An 18,886-nucleotide genomic window follows, 5' to 3' on the forward strand; every position below is an offset into this window, starting at 1 on the left:
CGAGCGGTTGCCCCACCACGCGTCTGCACCTAAGCCACTCCTTTGGTTGAAACCAGCGTCTGCAGGAGAGCTACTCGGTCTTCGCCGCCGATTTCAACAGTTCAAGCCGCAAAGCACGGGCGGTTTCCATGTGCTGCCGGGCGATCTGGCGCGCATCGTCGGCTCGTTGATCAACTATGGCCTTCACCAAAGCTTCGTGCTCATCCAGCGCATCTTCCCACCGGTTTCCCACTGACAGGGTGGACCGTGGGGTGTTGATGAGGTGGGTGGAGAGCCGTTCGAGCAGATCCTGCAGTACCCGGTTATTCGCCGCTGTGCTGACCGCCGTATGAAACTCGATATTGCAGCGGATGCGTGTCTGATCATCAGGGGAGCCGAGATCGCGATCCCGTTCCACCAGGGCTTCAAGACGCATGATGTCCGATGCGGTTCGACTGCTGGAGGCCTGGCCGGCAGCTTCCTGTTCAAGCATCACCCGCAGATCATAGATCTGGATGACCTCCTGCGGGTCGATCTGCGGTACCTGAAGACCCCGCGCCGCGCGCTCCAGCAGGCGCTCGTGCTGCAACCGGCTGAGCGCCTCGCGGATGGGGGTCCGCGAGACGCCGAACCGCTCCGACAGGCCCACCTCCCGTAACGGCGTTCCGGGAGGGTGGACTCCTGCCAGAATCTCGCTGCGGAGTACGCGGAACACTACTGATCCGTCGACGCGTCCCGTCGATTCAGCCGGATCAGACACTTTCAGCCGATTCAGACACTTGGTGCTCCTATAAGTAGGACCTGGAGATTAGGCACCCTGCCCACGGTGTGGGCCAGGACAATACTCATGGAACGGATGTTCGGACGCGTCGACGGGCGACTCGGATAGAACTGCTAGACGGCGATCTGACGCAGGACGTACTGCAGGATGCCGCCGTTGCGGTAGTACTCGGCTTCACCGGGGGTGTCGATCCGCAGCACTGCCTCAAAGGTGACCGGCTGGCCGCCATCTTCGGGGGTAGCGGTAACGGTGACGGTCTTCGGGGTGGTGCCGTTGTTCAGTTCGGTGACGCCTGACACCGCGAAGGTCTCGGTACCGGTGAGGCCCAGCGATTCAGCGTTCTGCCCCTGGGGGAACTGCAGGGGAAGCACTCCCATACCGATGAGGTTGGAGCGGTGGATCCGCTCGTAGCTCTCGGTAATCACTGCGCGCACACCCAGGAGCGCGGTGCCCTTGGCAGCCCAGTCACGCGACGAACCCGAGCCGTATTCCTTACCAGCCAGGACGACCAGCGGTGTTCCCGCTGCCTGGTAGTTCATTGCAGCGTCGTAGACGGCAGCCTGTGGCGCATCTGCCTGGCTGAAGTCGCGGGTAAATCCACCCTCAACGTCCTCAAGGAGCTGGTTGCGGATCCGGATGTTGGCGAATGTCCCGCGGATCATCACCTCGTGATTTCCGCGGCGTGAGCCGAAGGAGTTGAAGTCCTTGCGTTCCACACCGTGCTCCAGCAGGTACCGGCCCGCGGGAGTGTCTGACTTGAACGAACCGGCGGGTGAAATGTGGTCAGTGGTGACCGAATCTCCCAGCTTCAGCAGAACCCGTGCACCCTCGATGTCGGTGACTGGCTCAGGCTCGGACTTCATGCCCTCAAAATACGGAGGCTTCCGAACGTAAGTGGATTTTGAATCCCACTCGAAGGTGTCGCCGGCCGGGGTCGGCAGTGACTTCCAGCGCTCATCGCCGTCGAAGATGGTCGAGTAGCTCGTCTTGAACATCTCCTTGTCGATGGACTCGTCAATGATCTGCTGCACCTCGACCGGATTCGGCCAGATGTCGCGCAGGAAGACGTCGTTGCCGTCGTCGTCCTGGCCGAGTGGATCGGCAGCGAAGTCGAAGTCCATCGTGCCAGCCAGTGCGTAGGCAACCACCAGCGGGGGGGATGCCAGGTAGTTCATCTTGACGTCCGGGTTGATCCGGCCCTCAAAGTTACGGTTACCGGAGAGGACAGCTGTGACGGCCAGGTCGGCGTCCTGGATGGCCTGGGTGATCTCCTCATCGAGGGGACCCGAGTTGCCGATGCAGGTGGCGCAGCCGTAACCGACAACGAAGAAGCCCAGCTTCTCCAGATACGGGATCAGGCCTGACTTTTCGTAGTAGTCGGTGACTACCTTCGAGCCGGGAGCAACAGAGGTCTTGACCCAGGCCTTGGACATCAGGCCCTTGTCGACGGCGTTGCGGGCCAGCACTGCTGCAGCCATCATCACCGACGGGTTGGACGTGTTGGTGCAGGAGGTGATCGAGGCGATGGTGACCGCACCGTGGTCGAGCGTGAAGCTCCGGCCGTCAGCGGTGGTGACCTCCACGGGGCTCGAGTCGCGGTTGGCTTCGGTCTCGGTGACCGTCTCGTGTGGGTGATCGTCGATCTTGGTGGCGGCACCGTTGGACGAGGGTGGGTCGGAGGCGGGGAAGGATTCCTCAAGGGCCTCATCGACGGTCGCACCCTCTTCCTCGACCGAGCGGTGCACGTAGTTTTCCAGGTCGCTGCGGAACTGAGGCTTGGCGTTGGTCAGTTCAACGCGGTCCTGGGGACGCTTCGGGCCGGCGATCGAGGAGACAACCGTCGAAAGGTCCAGTTCCAGGTACTCGGAGAAGGCAATCTCCTTGCTGGGGTCATGCCACAGGCCCTGAGCCTTGGCGTAGGCCTCGACCAGTGCCAGGTTCTCATCCGAGCGGCCGGTCAGCCGCAGGTAGTCCATGGTGACGTCGTCGATCGGGAACATGGCAGCAGTGGAGCCGAACTCCGGGCTCATGTTGCCGATGGTGGCGCGGTTGGCCAGGGGCACAGCGCTGACGCCTTCGCCGTAGAACTCGACGAACTTGCCGACGACGCCGTGCTTGCGCAGCTTCTCGGTGATGGTGAGCACGACGTCGGTCGCGGTGGCACCGGCGGGGATCTCACCGGTGAGCTTGAAGCCCACCACCCGAGGGATCAGCATGGAGACGGGCTGGCCCAGCATGGCAGCCTCGGCTTCGATGCCGCCGACCCCCCAACCGAGGACGCCGAGCCCGTTGACCATGGTGGTGTGCGAGTCGGTGCCGACGCAGGTATCGGGGTAGGCCTGCAGGGCGGTGGTGCCGTCGGTGGTGACCTCGCGGGTCATCACCGTGCGGGCCAGGTACTCGAGGTTGACCTGGTGGACGATGCCCATGCCGGGCGGGACCACCAGGAAGTCGTCGAACGCGGTCTGACCCCAGCGCAGGAACTGGTACCGCTCGCCGTTGCGCTGGTACTCGATCTCGATGTTGCGCTCGAGTGCGTTGGCGTTGCCGGCGAAGTCGATCTGCACCGAGTGGTCAATGACCAGTTCGGCGGGGGCCAGCGGGTTGACGCGCTTGGGGTCTCCACCGAGTTCGACGACCGCCTCGCGCATGGTGGCAAGGTCGACGATGCAGGGCACACCGGTGAAGTCCTGCATGATCACGCGGGCCGGGGTGAACTGGATTTCGGTGTCGGGCTCAGCTTCGGGGTCCCAGTTGGCCAGGGCACGCACGTGGTCGGCCGTGATGTTGGCGCCGTCCTCGGTGCGGAGCAGGTTCTCCAGGAGCACCTTGAGACTGTAGGGAAGCTTCTCTGATCCCTCTACAGCGTCGAGGCGGAAGATCTGATACTCAGCTCCCGCTACCTCGAGTACGTCTTTGGAACCGAATGTGTCGACAGCAGTCATTGCTAGTATCCCTTCCAGGATTGGTTACGCCTTTGAACCCATCATATCCCGAAACGCAAGAATGCTGTATACAGTCGTACACACTAGCGTGGCGCCCCGGAAAAGTGGCGGCCCCGCAGGCTAGTGGTGGCCCCACCGCTTCGATGCGGGTCGGCCACTTTTCTGGGCCGCCAGCCGCCCAACCGGCACCGTTGCAGCGCGGCAGCGGGATTCTCACCCCGCGATAAGCCCCCTTCCCTATCGATGTGACGCCGGGCACACTTGCACCAGCACTCATTTACCGCTGGGAGAGCGCCGGAAGTCCGTCGGAACCTGCCCGCGTACGCCATCGCCGAGGAGGACCATGAGAGCCGTTCGGGTACACCGCTACCAGGAAGACCCGCTGATCGATGACGTGGCGGAACCCACGGTAACCGGCCCGTGGGACGTCGTCGTCGACATCGGCGCTGCGGGCCTATGCCGCACCGATCTGCACGTCATCGAGGGGCAGTGGGACACCATCCAGCACCCCAAACTCCCCTACATTCTCGGACACGAGAACGCCGGGTGGGTCCGGGAGGTGGGCTCAGCCGTCACCAACGTCCAACCCGGCGACACCGTGATCATGCACCCGATCGTCACATGCGGCCTCTGCCTGGCATGCCGCGAAGGTCAGGACTCCCACTGCGAAAACTCCACCTTCCCTGGCCTGAACGTCGACGGCGGGATGGCCGAGGTGATGAAGACCAACGCCCGCTCGGTCGTGAAACTCGACCCGTCGCTCAAGCCCGCCGACATCGCCGCCCTGGCCGATGCCGGCCTCACCGCCTATCACGCGGTTCGCAAGGCCGCGCCGCTGCTGCACCCCGGAACCCACGCGGTCGTGATCGGAAGCGGCGGGTTGGGCCACATCGGCATCCAGTCCCTGAAGGCACTCACGGCGGCCCAGATCACCGTCGTCGACACGTCCGAGGAGGCGCTCGAGCTGGCGACGGCACTCGGCGCTGACCACACGCTGTCCCAGGCGGGCGACGGCGGGAAGCTCCTCGAGATCACCGGCGGCGGCGCGCACGTGGTTTTCGACTTCGTCGGTGAACACGGCACTGAGGCACTCGGGCTGAACGTGCTGCGGAACCGTGGCAGCTACTACACGATCGGTTATGGCGGGGCAGTGAGCATCGACACCATCGAGATTATTTCCCGGGAAATCAACATCGTGGGAAATCTCGTGGGCACCTACCTCGACCTCGTGGAACTTATGACCCTCACTGCGCAGGGCCAGGTCACCCTACACACCCAGACGTACGACCTCGAAAACGCCGTCCAGGCGATGCACGATCTGGACAGCGGCAAGCTGGTCGGCCGTGGCATTCTCGTTCCCAACCACACCCAAGGGAGTTAACAATGGCGTATCCCGCTAAGTATTCGACGCTCAACGAGCTGCAACTGACGGAGGAGGCCCGGCGGATCCTGGTCCGGATTATCCGGGTGGCGTTCCCGCACCCGAAGATTCCGGACGGGCCGTACGAGCGGATGGCCGACAAGATCATCACCGAGTCCAACGAATCCACCTGGTTCAGGGTGGCATTGACCCAGGGGCTGCTGACGCTGAACCAGCAGGGCGGTGAGAACTTTCTCGACCTCTCCGACGACCGCGCCCTCGCCGTGCTGCAGCGCATCGCCGACCTTGAGTTCTTCGGCTTCATCCGGCGCACCACCGTCCTGAACTTCTATGACGACCCCGAAGTCTGGGACGTCTTCGGCTACGAGGGCGAGTCATTCTCCAAGGGCGGCTACCTGCACCGCGGATTCGATGACCTGGACTGGCTCCCCAACCCCCGGGTCGAGGAGGCGGACGAGCCGCTCACCGAAATTGGGCCGCTCGGTTACGACATCGCGCAGCAGGCACCGCAGCGGGTCAGGGACGCCGCAGACAGCACCGGCGAAGAGCCCGTCGAGGACCTCTTCAAGGGCCAGGACAAAGTTCAAGGAGCACAGACCATATGAGCAACGAGACCGCTGAACACTTTGACAGCGCACACTTCGGCCTGGACGACGGCTCGGTGGTCGTCATCATCGGCTCCGGGGCGGGCGGCGGCACCCTGGCCCACGAACTCACCGCGAAGGGCATCAAGGTGGTGGTCCTCGAAGCGGGCGGCCACATCAAGCACGACGAGTACATCAACCACGAGTGGGAATCGTTCAACCAGATGGCCTGGCTGGACCCGCGGACGACGTCGGGCACCTGGCGGATTGCGCGCGACTTCCCGAATCTGCCCGCCTGGCTGGTGAAGGCAGTGGGCGGCACCACCACCCACTGGTCCGGCGCCACCCCGCGGTTCAAGGCCCACGAGTTCAAGACCCGCAGCACCTACGGGCGGATCGACGGCGCCAACCTGCTGGACTGGCCCATCACCCTCGACGATCTGGCACCGTATTACGACAAGGCCGAGCAGAAAATCGGCAGCACCCACCGCCACGGGCGCCCGGCGATGCCCGCCAACAACAACTACAAGGTGCTCGCGGCTGGCGCCGAGCGGATCGGTTACCGGCATTACGCCACCGGTCCGTACGGCACCAACGCCGAACCCTACGATGGCCGGCCCGCCTCCATCCAGGACGGCTTCAACTTCCAGGGCGACAAGAACAAGTCCAAATGGTCCACCCTGGTGTCCGAAATCCCGAAGGCACTGCGCACCGGGAAGCTGGACCTCCGCCCGAACTGCCACGCCGTGCAAATCACCCACACCCCCGAAGGCACCGTGGACAGCGTCATGTACATCGACGACGCCGGGAACCTCCAACGCCAGCAGGCTCGCCTCGTGGCGGTGGCTGGAAACTCGATCGAGACGCCGCGCCTGCTGCTGCTCTCCGGGTCTCCCCTGTTCCCGGATGGGCTGGCCAACTCCTCCGGCCAGCTGGGCCGGAACTACATGCGCCACACCACCGGCTCGGTGTACGCCAAGTTCGACAAGCCGGTCCACATGTACCGCGGGGAGACGATGGCCGGTCTCGTGGCTGACGAGTCACGGCACGACGTCGACCGCGGCTTCTCGGGTGGCTACTACCTCGAGACCATTGCGTTGGGTCCGGCGTTCCTGGCCAGCTTCGCGGACCCGGGAGCGTGGGGTCCGAACTTCGCGTCGTTGCTCGACGACTACGAGAACACGGCGGGTCTGTGGATTGTCGGCGAGGACATGCCGCAGGAGACCAACCGGGTCACCCTGAACACCAGCGTGACGGACCGGCTGGGCCTGCCTGTCCCGAACGTCCACTTCGACGATCACCCCAACGATACGGCGATGCGCAACCACGGCTACCATCAGGCGTCGCTACTCTACGAGGCGGTGGGCGCCCTGTCCTCGCACCACACCCCGCCGTACCCGTCGACCCACAACATGGGAACCGCACGGATGAGCGAGCGCCCGGAAGACGGCGTGGTCAATCAGTGGGGTCAGACCCACGATGTGAAGAACCTGTTCGTGTCCGACGGTTCGCAGTTCACGACGGGCGCGGCGGCCAACCCGACCCTGACCATCGTGGCGCTGGCGATCCGGCAGGCGGAGTACATCGCGGAGCAACTGGCGACGTCGGCCCTATAAGGCGGTCGGGAGGACCGCCAAGGGGTGTGGTCCCGAGCCGAGGCTCGGGACCACACCCGCCGGAACATCACACGAAGATCAGCACGAGCCCCACCACCGCGGCGACCGCACCAATCCCGGTCAGGACCCAGCCAAGGACCCTGAGCGAGTGCGCCGGTGGGACCGGTTCAGTCAGGGAGTACTGGTCGGGATCCCGCCGGTTGTAGTAAAGGGTGAATTCGGTGCCCGGCACCATGTCCTTGCCCTCCCTGAAGGAGAACAGGGCCTCCCGGATCTCGTATTCCTGGTCATGCCAGCGATAGCCGATGCCCTCGCCGGTGACGAAAACCACTGCGTCAGTGGCGGTCCAGCCGAGCTGGGAGGTGCGGATGATCCAGGCGATGAGAATCAGCAGAATCCCCGGCACCAGCCCCACCCACGTCAGCACCTCAGTAATGACACCCCACAACTGAGACTGGTTCTCCATAACTCGATGCTATCGAGAATCTATCGACGCTGCGGTAACACTGAGGTGGCCCGGAGCGCACGGCCCACCTTGTCGGCGGTGTCACGCAGCAGCACGGCGATCCGCCCCGCCCGCCGATCGAAGTCCGCCGCGTCGAGGGAAACCGCAACGGATCCAACGATCTGCCCGGCTGCGTTCCGCACCGGCGCCCCCAGACAGGACGACCCGATCATGAACTCTTCGCGCTCGACGGCGATGCCGCCCGCGCTGACCTTCTCCAGTTCCAGCTCCAGTTCGTCGCGGGTCCGGATGGTGTTGGACGTCATGGGGGGCAGCCCTTGCCTGCCCAGGAACGCCCGCCGCCGTGTGGGGTCCATCCCGGCGAGAAGGATCTTGCCGAAGGCTGTGGCGTGCGCAGCGTCGTTGAAACCGAAGCCCATGGGGGTGATGCGGCGCCGGGCCGGGGAATCCACCACGTGGGCCACCACAATATGATCGCCGCGGTGCACCGCATAGTAGGCGGCGGCGTCGCCCCTCGAATGCAGTTCGAGCACCAGCCTGGCGACGGCCGACGGCGTTCCGATCTGGCGGTGCAGCGACGCATCCAGGGCATGCAGTTTGTAGCCGAGGGCGTACCGACTCTCCTCCTTCAAATGAACCAGATGCCGTGATTCAACCAGGGTTTTCAGGAGCCGGTACACACTCGGGAGCGGCATCTCCAGGGCTGTCGCGATTTCCTTGGCGGACAGTCCACGCTCGTCGGCGGCGACGACGTCGAGCAGCGCAAAAGCCTTCTGCACCGAGGCCATGCCGGTCAGAGCATCGTTGCGTCCCATACCCCCATCTTCGCCGGTCCGTCAAGCCATAGGCAACCTACTCAACGGTCAGCTCACCCATGCGACCCCACCCGTCGGCGGAGATCTTCTCGCTGATGATGTGCGGCGTCTCCACGAGTGCCTGCGGCATGTCCTTCATTGCCTGCTGGAAGTGGGCGCTGTTGACGTGGTCCCCGGCGGCATCGTCCTGGAACGCTTCGACCAGGACGAACTCGTTGGGGTTTTCGACGCTGCGCGACCACTCGAACCACAGGTTCCCGGGCTCGTTGCGGGTGGACTCGGTGAACTGGCGGGTGAGGTCGAGCCACCGGTCGGTCCAGTCTGGTTTGACGTTGAATTTGACGACGATGAAGATCACTGCGCGCCTGCCTTTTGGGTCGTGGGATTGAGCTCGTGTTCCCAGCAGTCTGCCGTTAATCACCGCCGCCTCCAACTTCCGTTCTCGCCTTGTGAGAATACGCGGTGCCGTCCAGGCGACGGAGGCCTACGCTGGCAGTAGACCACCCTCTATCAAAGGAGATTGAGATGAGTAATCCCATGCAGGTCCGCACCATGATCAGCCCGGCCAGGTACGTCCAGGGGAAAGGCGCTATCCACCGGGTGGGCGAATTCCTCACCCCGCTGGGCAGTAAACCGTTGATCGTGGCGGACGATCTGGTCTGGGGATTCGTAGCGCACGACGTCGAAGCCTCCCTTACCGCCGCTGGTTTGCCCACCACCCGGGTGGGGTTCGGCGGGGTCCCCAGCGCCAACGAGGTCGACCGGCTGACCGCCCTGATCGCCGAACATCAGACCGACGTCATCGTGGCAGTGGGCGGCGGCAGCACCATCGACGCGGTCAAAGCCTCGGGCTTCGCATCAGGGATCCGCTGGGTCACCGTGCCGACCATCGCCTCCACCGACGCGCCCACCTCCGCTCTGGCAGTGATTTACACGGACGACGGCGTCTTCGAGGAGTACCGTTTCTTCCCCCGCAACCCGGACCTGGTGCTGGTGGACACCCAGCTGGTCGCCAACGCGCCGGCGTCGTTCCTCGCCGCCGGGGTGGGCGACGCCCTCGCCACCTGGCTTGAAGCCCGCGCAACCACCCAGTCCTTCGCCAACACCATGGCAGGCGGCCTGCCCACGTTGACCGGTACAGCCCTGGCCCGGTTGTCGTGGGACGTGCTGTGGGAAAACGCCCTGCCGGCGCTCGACGCGGTCCGCGACAACGTAGTCACCCCCGCCCTGGAGAAGGTGGTGGAGGCCAACACGTTGCTGTCCGGGCTCGGGTTCGAGTCCGGTGGGCTGGCCGCCGCCCACGCCATCCACAATGGGCTGACCGCCGCTAACCAGACCCACGGCCTGGCGCACGGGCAGAAGGTCAACATCGGGTCCCTCACCCAACTGGTCCTTGAGGGCGCGCCCAGCGCCGACATCCGGGACTTCGTCGAATTCACCACCCGGGTGGGGCTGCCGAATACGCTGACCGAGGTGGGCCTGTCCCCCGACGACGACGAGGACCTGCGGCGGGTGGCAGAAGCTGCAACCGTGACCGGCGAAACCATCCACAATATGCCCTTCCCCGTGGGCGTCGACGACCTCACGAGCGCCCTGAAGTCGATCGAAAGGCTGTCGGCCGGCATCCGTCGCCAGGCGGGCCTGCCCGAACCAGTGCAGTACAAGGCGAAGCACTGAGCGCCCGCCCGGCGCCGCAGATGCTCGATGCCCTGCGGGCGGCAGTCGCCGACCCGGGGCAGGTCAAGACCCGCGCCATCGACCTGCATGCAAACGCGCACGACGCCTCGCATTTCCTCCTCATCCCGCAGGCGGTGGTGGTGCCGTCCAACGCCGCAGAGGTGGGGGCCTTGCTTCGGGCCAGCGCCGCGCAGGGCATTCCGCTGACCCTCCGAGCTGGTGGCACCAGCCTCAGCGGGCAGGCGGTCACCGACAGTGTGCTCGTCGACGTGCGCAGGAACTTCCGGGAGATCGAGGTGCTCGACGACGGCGCCCGGGTGCGGGTCCAGCCGGGCGTCACCGTCCGGGCGCTGAATGCGCGGCTGGCCCGGTATGGGAGGAAGTTCGGGCCCGACCCCGCCAGCGAAGCGGCCTGCACTATCGGCGGGGTGGTGGCAAACAACTCGTCGGGGATGAACTGCGGCACCACGGACAACGCGTACCGGACGCTTGAATCGGTAACGGTGGTGCTGCCCAGCGGCACCGTCGTCGACACCGGGGCCGTCGATGCCGACGCCAGACTGCGGGCCCTCGAACCCGACCTGCATGAGGGGTTGCTGAGGCTATCCGAGCGGCTCCGGGGTAACCCCGCGTCCGTGCGGACGGTACGCCACCAGTTCTCCATGAAGAACACCATGGGATACGGGCTGAACTCCCTGCTGGACTTCCAAACCCCCGCCGACATGCTGGCCCATCTGATCGTGGGCAGTGAGGGCACCCTGGGGTTCATCGCCGAGGCCGTGTTCCGGACCATTCCCCGCCCGGCGTTCGCGGCGACCGGCCTGCTGGTGTTTCCGGATCTGGACACCGCTACTGCAGCCCTGCCTGCCCTGGTCGACTCAGGAGCGGCGACCGCTGAGCTGATGGACGCCGTCTCCCTGAAGGTGGGCCAGACCCTGACGGGGGCTCCCGACGTCGTCCGCGGCTTCGACATTCTGCAGCACTGCGCGCTGCTGGTGGAGTATTCGGCGTCGTCGACGGCTGAACTCGACGACGTGCAGGGCGACCAGCCACGACTACTCGCAGGTCTCGGGCTCAGCGAACCTGCCCGATTCAGCTCCGACCCGGCGGCCCGCGCGAGCCTGTGGCAGTTACGCAAGGGCCTGTATGCGTCGGTGTCCGGTGCCAGGCCGCCGGGCACCACGGCCCTGCTGGAGGATGTGGTGGTCCCTGTCCCGGCGCTGGCCCGGACCTGCACCGAACTGACCTGGCTGTTCGGCGAGCACCGTTACAGCGACACCGTGATCTTCGGGCATGCCAAGGACGGCAACATTCACTTCATGCTCACCGACCGGTTCGCGGCCCCCGACGAACTGGAGCGGTACCGGGCGTTTACCGAGGACATGGTGGACCTGGTGCTGGGTGAGAACGGGTCGCTGAAAGCCGAGCATGGCACCGGGCGAATGATGTCACCCTACGTCCGCCGGCAGTATGGCGATGAGCTGTACTCGGTCATGCGTGAACTCAAGCAGTTGTTCGACCCGGCCGGGATGCTCAACCCGGGGATCATCCTCGACGACGACCCGGAGGCGCACCTCCGCCACATCAAGACCGTGCCATTGGTAGCCCCCGAGGTGGACCGCTGCGTCTCCTGCGGCTTCTGCGAACCCGTCTGTCCCAGCAAGGACATCACCCTCACCCCGCGCCAACGCATCGTGACCCTGCGCGCCATCGAGCAGGCACGGCTCGACGGTGACACCGGCCTGGTGGCGCGGCTCGAGAACGATTACGACTACGAGTCGGTCCAGACCTGCGCCGTCGACGGCATGTGCCAGACCGCGTGCCCGGTGGAGATCAACACGGGATCACTGGTCAAACGGCTGCGCCGCGAGGACGCCGGACCAGCGGTAAATCTGGCATGGAGTGGGGCGGCACACCGGTGGAACCTGATCACGCGCGGGGGCGGGTTGGTGCTCGACGCCGCCGCGAAGGTTCCCGGCGCCGTCGTCGTTCCGGCGAACCGGCTGGCCCGGACGGTGCTGGGCCACGACACGGTGCCCCTCTATTCTTCCGACCTGCCGTCGGGTGGAGCTCGGCGGGCGCGGGCCACCCCCACCGCGGCGCCCGATGCCGTGTACTTTCCGGCCTGCGTCGGGACGATGTTTGGGCCGGCTGGGACCGGGTCGGGGGTACAGGACAGTTTCTCGGTGCTCTGCGAGCGCGCGGGGCTGTCGCTGCTGGTACCGTCCGGGATTGATGGGCTGTGCTGCGGGACGCCGTGGTCGTCGAAGGGCATGGCCGCCGGTGAAGCGACGATGCGGGCGAAAACCGTCGCAGCGTTGCGGGAGGCCACCCACGACGGCGAACTCCCGATCGTCTGCGACGCCTCCTCCTGCACGGAGGGGCTGATCGGCGCGCTTGAGCACGCTTCCCTTGAACTGGTGGCAACCGGCCGGCCACCGCTGGTGGTACTGGACGCGGTGCAGTTTGTGGCCGACCGGGTGCTGCCCCGGCTCGGCACCGTTGAACCGCTCGAGTCGCTGGCACTGCATCCCACGTGTTCCTCGACGCGGCTGGGGCTGAACCCAGCACTGGAGGCAGTGGCCAGCGCCGTCGCGGGTGAAGTACTGGTCCCCGAAACGTGGGGGTGCTGCGCCTTCGCCGGTGACCGCGGGATGCTTCACCCCGAGCTCACCGCGTCCGCCACGAGTCGGCAGGCCGTCGAGGTTGCCGGCTTCAATGCCTCGGCCCACGCCTCGTGCAACCGCACCTGCGAACTCGGCATGACCCGGGCTACCGGGGACGATTATCGCCATATCCTTGAGCTACTAGAGGAGAGAACGAGGATCCCCCCATGCGACTGATCGCCGAGAACTGCTACCAACTGGAACGGTCCCGAGGCTCGAACGGCTACGTGGTCAGCGGCAACGGGTCGACGGCGATCATCGACCCGGGCATGCGCGGCGGGTACACCGGGTTGTTGGAGGAGCTGCGCGACGCCGAACCAGTGATAGGCCCGGTCACCCACATCCTGCTGACCCATTACGACGCCGACCACTCCCGCGTAGTGAAGCAACTGCAACAGACCCTCAAGGTGCCGGTGTGGCTGGGCGCTGCGGATGCCGCGATCCTGCGCGGCGAGGTTCCGCCGCCGACCCGTTTCCGGCGGTTCCTTGCCAGGGCCTTTCCCTCCCAGTATCCGGCGGAGGTCAGGGAACTGACCGGCGAGCAAAGCATCTTCGAGGGCCTCACCGCCTTCCCGACGCCGGGACACACCCCCGGGCACCTGGCGTTCCAGTTTGGTGAGGTGCTGTTCTCAGGCGATGCAGTGATGGTCTCCAAATCCGGAGAGCTCAGCCAGTTTTACCGCCTGTCGATCACCGATAAGGCGCAGGCACGGCGAACGGAGGAGCTGCTGCGCGCCCGGATCGCGGGCGGGGGCGTCCGGTGGGTCTGCGCCGGGCACAACGCACCCGCCAAGACCGGGATTGCCCGGGGCTAGATCGACTAGGGCTTGTCTGCCTGCTGCGGACCGTCGTCGGGAGTCCGGAGTTCGTCGAGGGTCTTGATGGCCTTCTCCCAGCGCTGCTGCCGCTCGGCCGGCGACTGCTCCCACCAGGGTGTTCCGCGTTCGCCGAGCCCTTCCTTGGCGATCTGCACGCGGCGGCGCGCGTCCTTGACCTTGGGTTCCTGCTTGGCCTTGCGGTGCTTGTTGACCGCTGAGCGGGCACGACCCAGTTGGGAGAGCAACTGCTTGGCGACGTCGTCGGGCAGGCTCGGATCGGCGCGGCGCCACTTTCGGCCTTCGTGCAGGAAGAAGCGCTCGTCGTCGGGGGTCTGGGGTGTGCTGGGCATGGGGGCCTATCGAAGAAAGTGGTGGGTTACCAACCTACTAGCTGCTGGGAACCGGTGGGCCGATTACCAGCAGTGCGGCAAAAACCACGGCAACCGCAACTACCGTGACGGCGGCAGCGAGGAAAGGCTTGCGTAGCACCCACGCCTGCAACTGCTCGATCGGGCCGCGCGGGGTGTCGGCGCCCGGCGCGAGCCGCCAGCCGCCGTCGAGCTTCCCGCGGCGTTCCATCGTCTGGTCAAAGACCACCGAGGCAAGGGGAATGATGGCCGAGACCAGGCCCAGCAGCCCGGTCTTGAAGGACCAGCGCTGGTTCACCCAGACAAAGACCGTGACCACGACGAACACCAGGAAGACGAACCCGTGAATCCCACCGGCCGGGGAGATGAGCGCCTCGGTGGTCTCGGTGACGTACTTGAGGAACATGGCCAGGAGCAGGAACGCCCAGGTCAGGGCCTCGGCGACGGCGACGGTACGGAACAGGATGCGGGGGCTCATGCGGGTCTCTCCAGAATGGTCGGTCCTTCCAAATTACCGCAGCCGGTTCCGCCACCGGCATTTGGTGGGCGTTGGAAATGTCACACTGTCAGTGGCGGATGGTTAGCTGAAACCGTCCGGATACCGTGAACAGCTTCAAGGTTGCAGCCGCTGGGAGGCACAGTGTTTCTTCTCGACCCCACACTCCCCGGTGAGCCGCCGGACCTGATCTTTTCTGCCACCGATCTGGTGACCGCAGCCGAGTGTGAGTACCGGTTGCTCTACATCCTGGACGAGAAGCTGGGCCGCGCCACCCGCCCGGAGTTCGAGGTGGATGCCATGCTGGAGCGAACGGCAGTCCTCGGCGACGTCCATGAACACCGGGTGCTTGAGGCCCTGGTCGCCGAGCACGGCGATTGGAACCCCGAGAGCGGGACGGGCGTGTACGACGTCGTTCCCGCCACCGGCATGGACCGCACCCTGCTGGCGGACAAACACCGGGAATCGACCGCCGCACTCCGTTCCGGAGCCGACGTCGTCTTCCAGGCAGCGTTCTTCGACGGCCAGTTCCACGGCCGGTCCGACTTCCTGGTAAAAACCTCTGACGGCTCCTATGCGGTCTGGGATACCAAGCTGGCCCGCCACGCCAAGGTGAGCGCGCTGCTGCAACTGGCCGCGTACGGCGATCAGCTCGTGGCCGCGGGCATCCCGACGGCGTCCGAGGTCACCCTGGTGCTCGGGAACGGCGCTCATAGCATCCACAGCCTCGCCGACATCCTGCCCGTGTTCCGCGAGCGCCGGGACCGGTTCCTGAATCTGGTCGACCGCCACCGCAACCAGCACGAGCCGGTGCAGTGGGGAGGCACGGACCACAGCGCCTGTGGCCGCTGCCCCTACTGCCAGGTCCAGGTTGCCGACACCCGTGACCTGCTGCTGGTGGGAGGGATGAGCACCACCCGCCGGGCGAAGCTCCACGCCGACGGTATCCACACCATCGACGAACTTGCCGCCCTGGAAGTCCCGACCACAGACAGAAGCCTGCTCCGGCTCCGCGACCAGGCCCGCATGCAGACCGGCTCAGCCCAGCCCGACGGCAGCGTCCAGTACACCGGCAAGGACGGGCTCCCCGCCACGCTGAGTTACCGGGTGCTGTCCGACCACACGCTCGCTACCCTTCCGGCACCGAGCCAGGGCGACATTTTCTTCGACTTCGAGGGCGATCCCCTCTGGCAGGACGACGCCGGTCGGTGGGGGCTTGAGTATTTGTTCGGCGTGGTCGAGAACCCCGACCGTCCCGGCGACCCTCCCCCATTCCGGCCGCTCTGGGCCCATTCGCGCGGCGAGGAACGGCACGCCTTCACCGATTTCCTGGCCTATGTGGCCCGGCGGCGCGCGCAGTACCCGGACCTGCACATCTACCACTACGCCTCCTACGAGAAGACGGCGCTGCGCAATCTTTCCCTTGCCCACGTGGTGGGCGAGGACGCGGTGGACGCGCTCCTCCGCGACGGCGTCCTGGTGGACCTCTATGAGACCGTCCGGCATAGCCTGCGCATCTCCGAGAGTTCGTACAGCATCAAGAAGCTGGAGCCCCTCTATATGGGGGAGAATCTGCGCAGCGGGTATGTCAAGGACGCTGGAGCTTCGGTGGTGGCCTACGCGGATTACTGCACCGCCCGGGATGCCGGGGACAGCGCACTGGCCGCTGAGATCCTCGCGGGTATCCGCGACTACAACGAATATGACTGCCTGTCGACGCTCCGGCTCCGGAACTGGCTGCTCGACCGTGCCGCGGAACGGGAGATCATTCCCGCAGCGTCGCGCGCCCAGGAACCAACTGTGGTGCAGGAGCCCAGACCGGAGGAGACCCGGCTGCTGGACTATCTGGAGGGTCTCCCGCTGACCCGGGCCCTGACCGCAGACGAGCAGACCGTGGCGATGGTCGCGGCCGCCGTCGGCTACCACCGCCGCGAGGACAAACAGTTCTGGTGGGAACACTTTGACCGGCTGGACAAGGCAATCGAGGATTGGCCGGACACCCGCACCCTTTTCGTGGTGCAGGAAGCGGAAATACTGTCCGGCTGGGAACGTCCCACCTCCCGCAGCAACCCCGTGCGCACCCTGAAGCTGACGGGTGTGGCCTCGGACGGCTCCGAATTTGTACCGGGCAAGAAGGTGTTCAGGATGTTCGCTCCGCCGTTGCCGGAGGACCTTGTTCTTGAGGCGGAGGGCGGAACCTCCCCGCGGGCCGGTTGGTTTGGCACCGAGGTGGTGTCCCGCAGCCACGACGGGGGCCGGGACGTGCTGGTGGTCCGGGAGAGGCTTCGGACGAAGGGGGGCGAGTACAGCGAGCTGCCCATCGCATTGACTCCCGACCAACCGGTTGCCACCGCCTCCATCCGCGCGGCCCTGTCCGAGCTGGCTATCCAGGTGGGATCCACGCTGCCTGACCTCCCCTGCAACCCGGGTCTTGAGGTGCTGCGCCGGTCCGCGCCTATTCTTTCCGGGCGGCAGTCTTTGCCGACCGTGGTCGACGGCGATTACGTCACCGCCATTACCGCCGCCGTCGTCGCCCTGGACCACTCCTACCTTGCTGTGCAGGGGCCACCTGGCACCGGCAAAACCTACGTCGGCTCCCATGTGATCGCTGCCCTGGTGGCCGACGGCTGGAAGGTGGGGGTGGTGGGGCAGTCCCACAAGGTGGTTGAGCACATGATCCAGCAGGCGCTTACTGCAGGCGTACCGGCGGGCCGGACGGCCAAGAAGACCAGCGACGCCCAGGCCCCCTGGGGGCACCAGACCGACGAGGGTCTGGCGGAACTCCTCGATTCGCCCGGTGGCGCCCTGGTGGGCGGCACCGCCTGGACCATGACGGGAAGCAAGGTGCCGGCGGGTTCACTCGACCTCCTGGTTATCGACGAGGCGGGACAGTACTCGCTGGCCAACACGCTCGCAGTGTCGCGGGCGGCCAAGCGACTCTTGCTGCTCGGCGACCCGCAGCAATTGCCACAGGTGACCCAGGGCAGCCACCCCGAACCGGTGGACACCTCGGCCCTAGGCTGGCTATCAGCTGGGCACGCCACCCTCCCGCCGGAGTTCGGGTACTTCCTGGCCGACAGTTGGCGGATGCACCCGGACCTGTGCGCGGTGGTGTCCCGGCTGTCCTACGACGGCAAACTGGAGGCGGCTCCGGCGGCGAGGCAGCGCTTCCTGGCGGGCAAACCGGCGGGTGTGGATTGCGTGCTGATTCCGCACGTCGGCAACACCACGTCGTCAGCCGAGGAAGCCGACGAGGTAGTCAGCCAGGTCACGGAACACCTGGGGCTGCAGTGGACCGGCGGCCCGGACGCCGTCGCGCGGCCGCTGGAGCCAGAGGACATCCTGGTGGTGGCTGCCTACAACGCACAGGTCCAGAAGATCCAGGCTGCCCTGGCGGCAGCCGGGCTCGATGGTGTGCGGGTGGGAACCGTTGACCGGTTCCAGGGTCAGGAAGCCCCCGTAGTGATCGTGTCGATGGCCTGCTCTTCGGCTGCGGAAGCGCCGCGGGGAATCGGATTCCTGTTGAACCGCAACCGGATCAACGTCGCGGTGTCGCGAGGGCAATGGCGGGCGGTGGTGGTCCGTTCCCCGGAACTCACCCACCATCTGCCTCCCCGTCCGGAGCAGTTTGAGGAACTGGGCGCCTTTGTGGGCCTGTGCACCGCGAGCGCGGGCATGCTGCAGCCCCGCTAGGGGGTCGGGTTTCCACTAGGCGGTGGGGAGGTGATCGTCAGGACGGCGACCGCCCCCTCAGCACCTGCGCCATAGGAGTGTTCGGTGTCGCTGGCCCAGGCGTGGAACCCGCCGGTGGGTATCGACGCTTGCTCGCCGGTGCGCCCCGCCGTTGCGCTCCCCCTCACCACCAGCAGGTGCTCGGAGACGCCCGGCCCGTGCGGTGGCGACACCCGGGACCCGTTCGGCGCGATGGCGAGCCAGTAGACCTCGGTAATGCCGCCGTCGTCGTGGTGGCGGACTCCCAGCAACCGGGCCGTGACCGCCTCGTCGCTGGCCTCGGCTCCCAGTTCCTCTCCCAGGAGCACGGCCAGCGGCACCCGCAGGGGTGCCGCCAGGGCGTAGAGGGTTTCCAGCGTCGGGTTGCGTTGACCGGTCTCGAGCTCCGACAGGGTCCCTTTGCCGATGCCGGCCCGGGCCGCGAGCGCGGAGAGGGAAACCCGTTGCCCCTCCCGCAGTTCCCTGATTCTGCGGCCGACGGCGGTCAGACGCTCGGGTGTGGTGTTGCTGGTCATTGCGTGCCTCCTGCGGCTACGATAGCAGCGTTCTGTTTACGGAACAT

Annotated in this window: 15 protein-coding genes; 7 read left to right on the forward strand and 8 right to left on the reverse strand. The window is 66.0% G+C overall.

Annotated features, from left to right (window positions below; translation table 11 throughout):
• Positions 1–70: 70 nt before the first annotated feature.
• Together H4V95_RS15820 and H4V95_RS15825 are read right to left on the reverse strand one after the other, a co-directional pair.
• Positions 71–739: a GntR family transcriptional regulator gene (locus tag H4V95_RS15820; RefSeq protein ID WP_209731051.1), complete on the reverse strand. Its 669-nt coding sequence runs from the start codon at positions 737–739 to the stop codon at positions 71–73.
• 134 nt (positions 740–873) lie between these two features.
• Positions 874–3,705: an aconitate hydratase gene (locus H4V95_RS15825; protein WP_209731052.1), complete on the reverse strand. Its 2,832-nt coding sequence runs from the start codon at positions 3,703–3,705 to the stop codon at positions 874–876.
• A 343-nt stretch (positions 3,706–4,048) separates the two neighbouring features.
• On the opposite strand from H4V95_RS15825, the gene H4V95_RS15830 reads away from it, so the two are divergent.
• Genes H4V95_RS15830 through H4V95_RS15840 form a run of 3 tightly spaced genes read left to right on the forward strand, consistent with a single transcriptional unit; the run spans position 4,049 to position 7,286 of the window.
• Positions 4,049–5,086 (forward strand): NAD(P)-dependent alcohol dehydrogenase, encoded by a 1,038-nt coding sequence (locus H4V95_RS15830; RefSeq protein WP_196865979.1) that lies wholly within the window; start codon positions 4,049–4,051, stop codon positions 5,084–5,086.
• A 2-nt stretch (positions 5,087–5,088) separates the two neighbouring features.
• The gene (locus H4V95_RS15835) at positions 5,089–5,691 is read left to right on the forward strand and encodes a hypothetical protein (protein ID WP_196865980.1); all 603 of its coding nucleotides are present in this window, start codon (positions 5,089–5,091) and stop codon (positions 5,689–5,691) included.
• Positions 5,688–7,286: a GMC family oxidoreductase gene (locus tag H4V95_RS15840; RefSeq protein WP_209731053.1), complete on the forward strand. Its 1,599-nt coding sequence runs from the start codon at positions 5,688–5,690 to the stop codon at positions 7,284–7,286. Before H4V95_RS15835 ends, H4V95_RS15840 begins: the two co-directional genes overlap by 4 nt.
• Before the next feature lie 67 nt (positions 7,287–7,353).
• Here H4V95_RS15840 and H4V95_RS15845 read toward each other — a convergent pair whose 3' ends face one another.
• The 3 genes from H4V95_RS15845 to H4V95_RS15855 are packed head-to-tail and all read right to left on the reverse strand — an operon-like array spanning position 7,354 to position 8,925.
• Entirely contained in the window at positions 7,354–7,752 is a 399-nt protein-coding gene (locus H4V95_RS15845) for a hypothetical protein (RefSeq protein WP_196865982.1), read from the reverse strand.
• Between the two features lie 20 nt (positions 7,753–7,772).
• Positions 7,773–8,567, reverse strand: a complete 795-nt coding sequence (locus tag H4V95_RS15850) for an IclR family transcriptional regulator (protein ID WP_209731054.1) — start codon at positions 8,565–8,567, stop codon at positions 7,773–7,775.
• A gap of 37 nt (positions 8,568–8,604) precedes the next feature.
• Positions 8,605–8,925 (reverse strand): putative quinol monooxygenase, encoded by a 321-nt coding sequence (locus tag H4V95_RS15855; protein ID WP_209731401.1) that lies wholly within the window; start codon positions 8,923–8,925, stop codon positions 8,605–8,607.
• A 167-nt stretch (positions 8,926–9,092) separates the two neighbouring features.
• On the opposite strand from H4V95_RS15855, the gene H4V95_RS15860 reads away from it, so the two are divergent.
• From H4V95_RS15860 to H4V95_RS15870, 3 genes are read left to right on the forward strand one after another with little or no spacing between them, the layout of a single operon-like run.
• Positions 9,093–10,244, forward strand: coding sequence for a glycerol dehydrogenase (locus tag H4V95_RS15860; RefSeq protein ID WP_245345745.1), 1,152 nt, complete (start codon positions 9,093–9,095; stop codon positions 10,242–10,244).
• Positions 10,245–10,264: 20 nt separating this feature from the next.
• Positions 10,265–13,087 carry an FAD-binding and (Fe-S)-binding domain-containing protein gene (locus tag H4V95_RS15865; RefSeq protein WP_209731055.1) on the forward strand — a complete coding sequence of 941 codons (2,823 nt, stop codon included), beginning with the start codon at positions 10,265–10,267 and terminating at the stop codon, positions 13,085–13,087.
• Positions 13,078–13,725, forward strand: a complete 648-nt coding sequence (locus tag H4V95_RS15870; RefSeq protein ID WP_196865985.1) for an MBL fold metallo-hydrolase — start codon at positions 13,078–13,080, stop codon at positions 13,723–13,725. Before H4V95_RS15865 ends, H4V95_RS15870 begins: the two co-directional genes overlap by 10 nt.
• A gap of 5 nt (positions 13,726–13,730) precedes the next feature.
• On the opposite strand, the gene H4V95_RS15875 is transcribed toward H4V95_RS15870, so the two are convergent.
• Entirely contained in the window at positions 13,731–14,078 is a 348-nt protein-coding gene (locus H4V95_RS15875; protein WP_196865986.1) for a 2-polyprenylphenol hydroxylase, read from the reverse strand.
• Between the two features lie 37 nt (positions 14,079–14,115).
• Positions 14,116–14,574: a DUF3817 domain-containing protein gene (locus H4V95_RS15880; RefSeq protein ID WP_196865987.1), complete on the reverse strand. Its 459-nt coding sequence runs from the start codon at positions 14,572–14,574 to the stop codon at positions 14,116–14,118.
• Positions 14,575–14,736: 162 nt separating this feature from the next.
• Between H4V95_RS15880 and H4V95_RS15885 the strand changes: the two genes are divergently transcribed.
• A complete protein-coding gene (locus tag H4V95_RS15885; protein ID WP_196865988.1) occupies positions 14,737–18,285 on the forward strand; it encodes a TM0106 family RecB-like putative nuclease in 3,549 nt (1,182 codons plus the stop codon).
• Here H4V95_RS15885 and H4V95_RS15890 read toward each other — a convergent pair.
• Positions 18,282–18,839 (reverse strand): helix-turn-helix domain-containing protein, encoded by a 558-nt coding sequence (locus tag H4V95_RS15890; RefSeq protein WP_196865989.1) that lies wholly within the window; start codon positions 18,837–18,839, stop codon positions 18,282–18,284. The genes H4V95_RS15885 and H4V95_RS15890 overlap by 4 nt on opposite strands.
• Between the last annotated feature and the right edge of the window lie 47 nt (positions 18,840–18,886).

Origin of the sequence: Arthrobacter sp. CAN_C5 (assembly GCF_017875735.1) — a bacterium.
Lineage (GTDB): Bacteria > Actinomycetota > Actinomycetes > Actinomycetales > Micrococcaceae > Arthrobacter_D.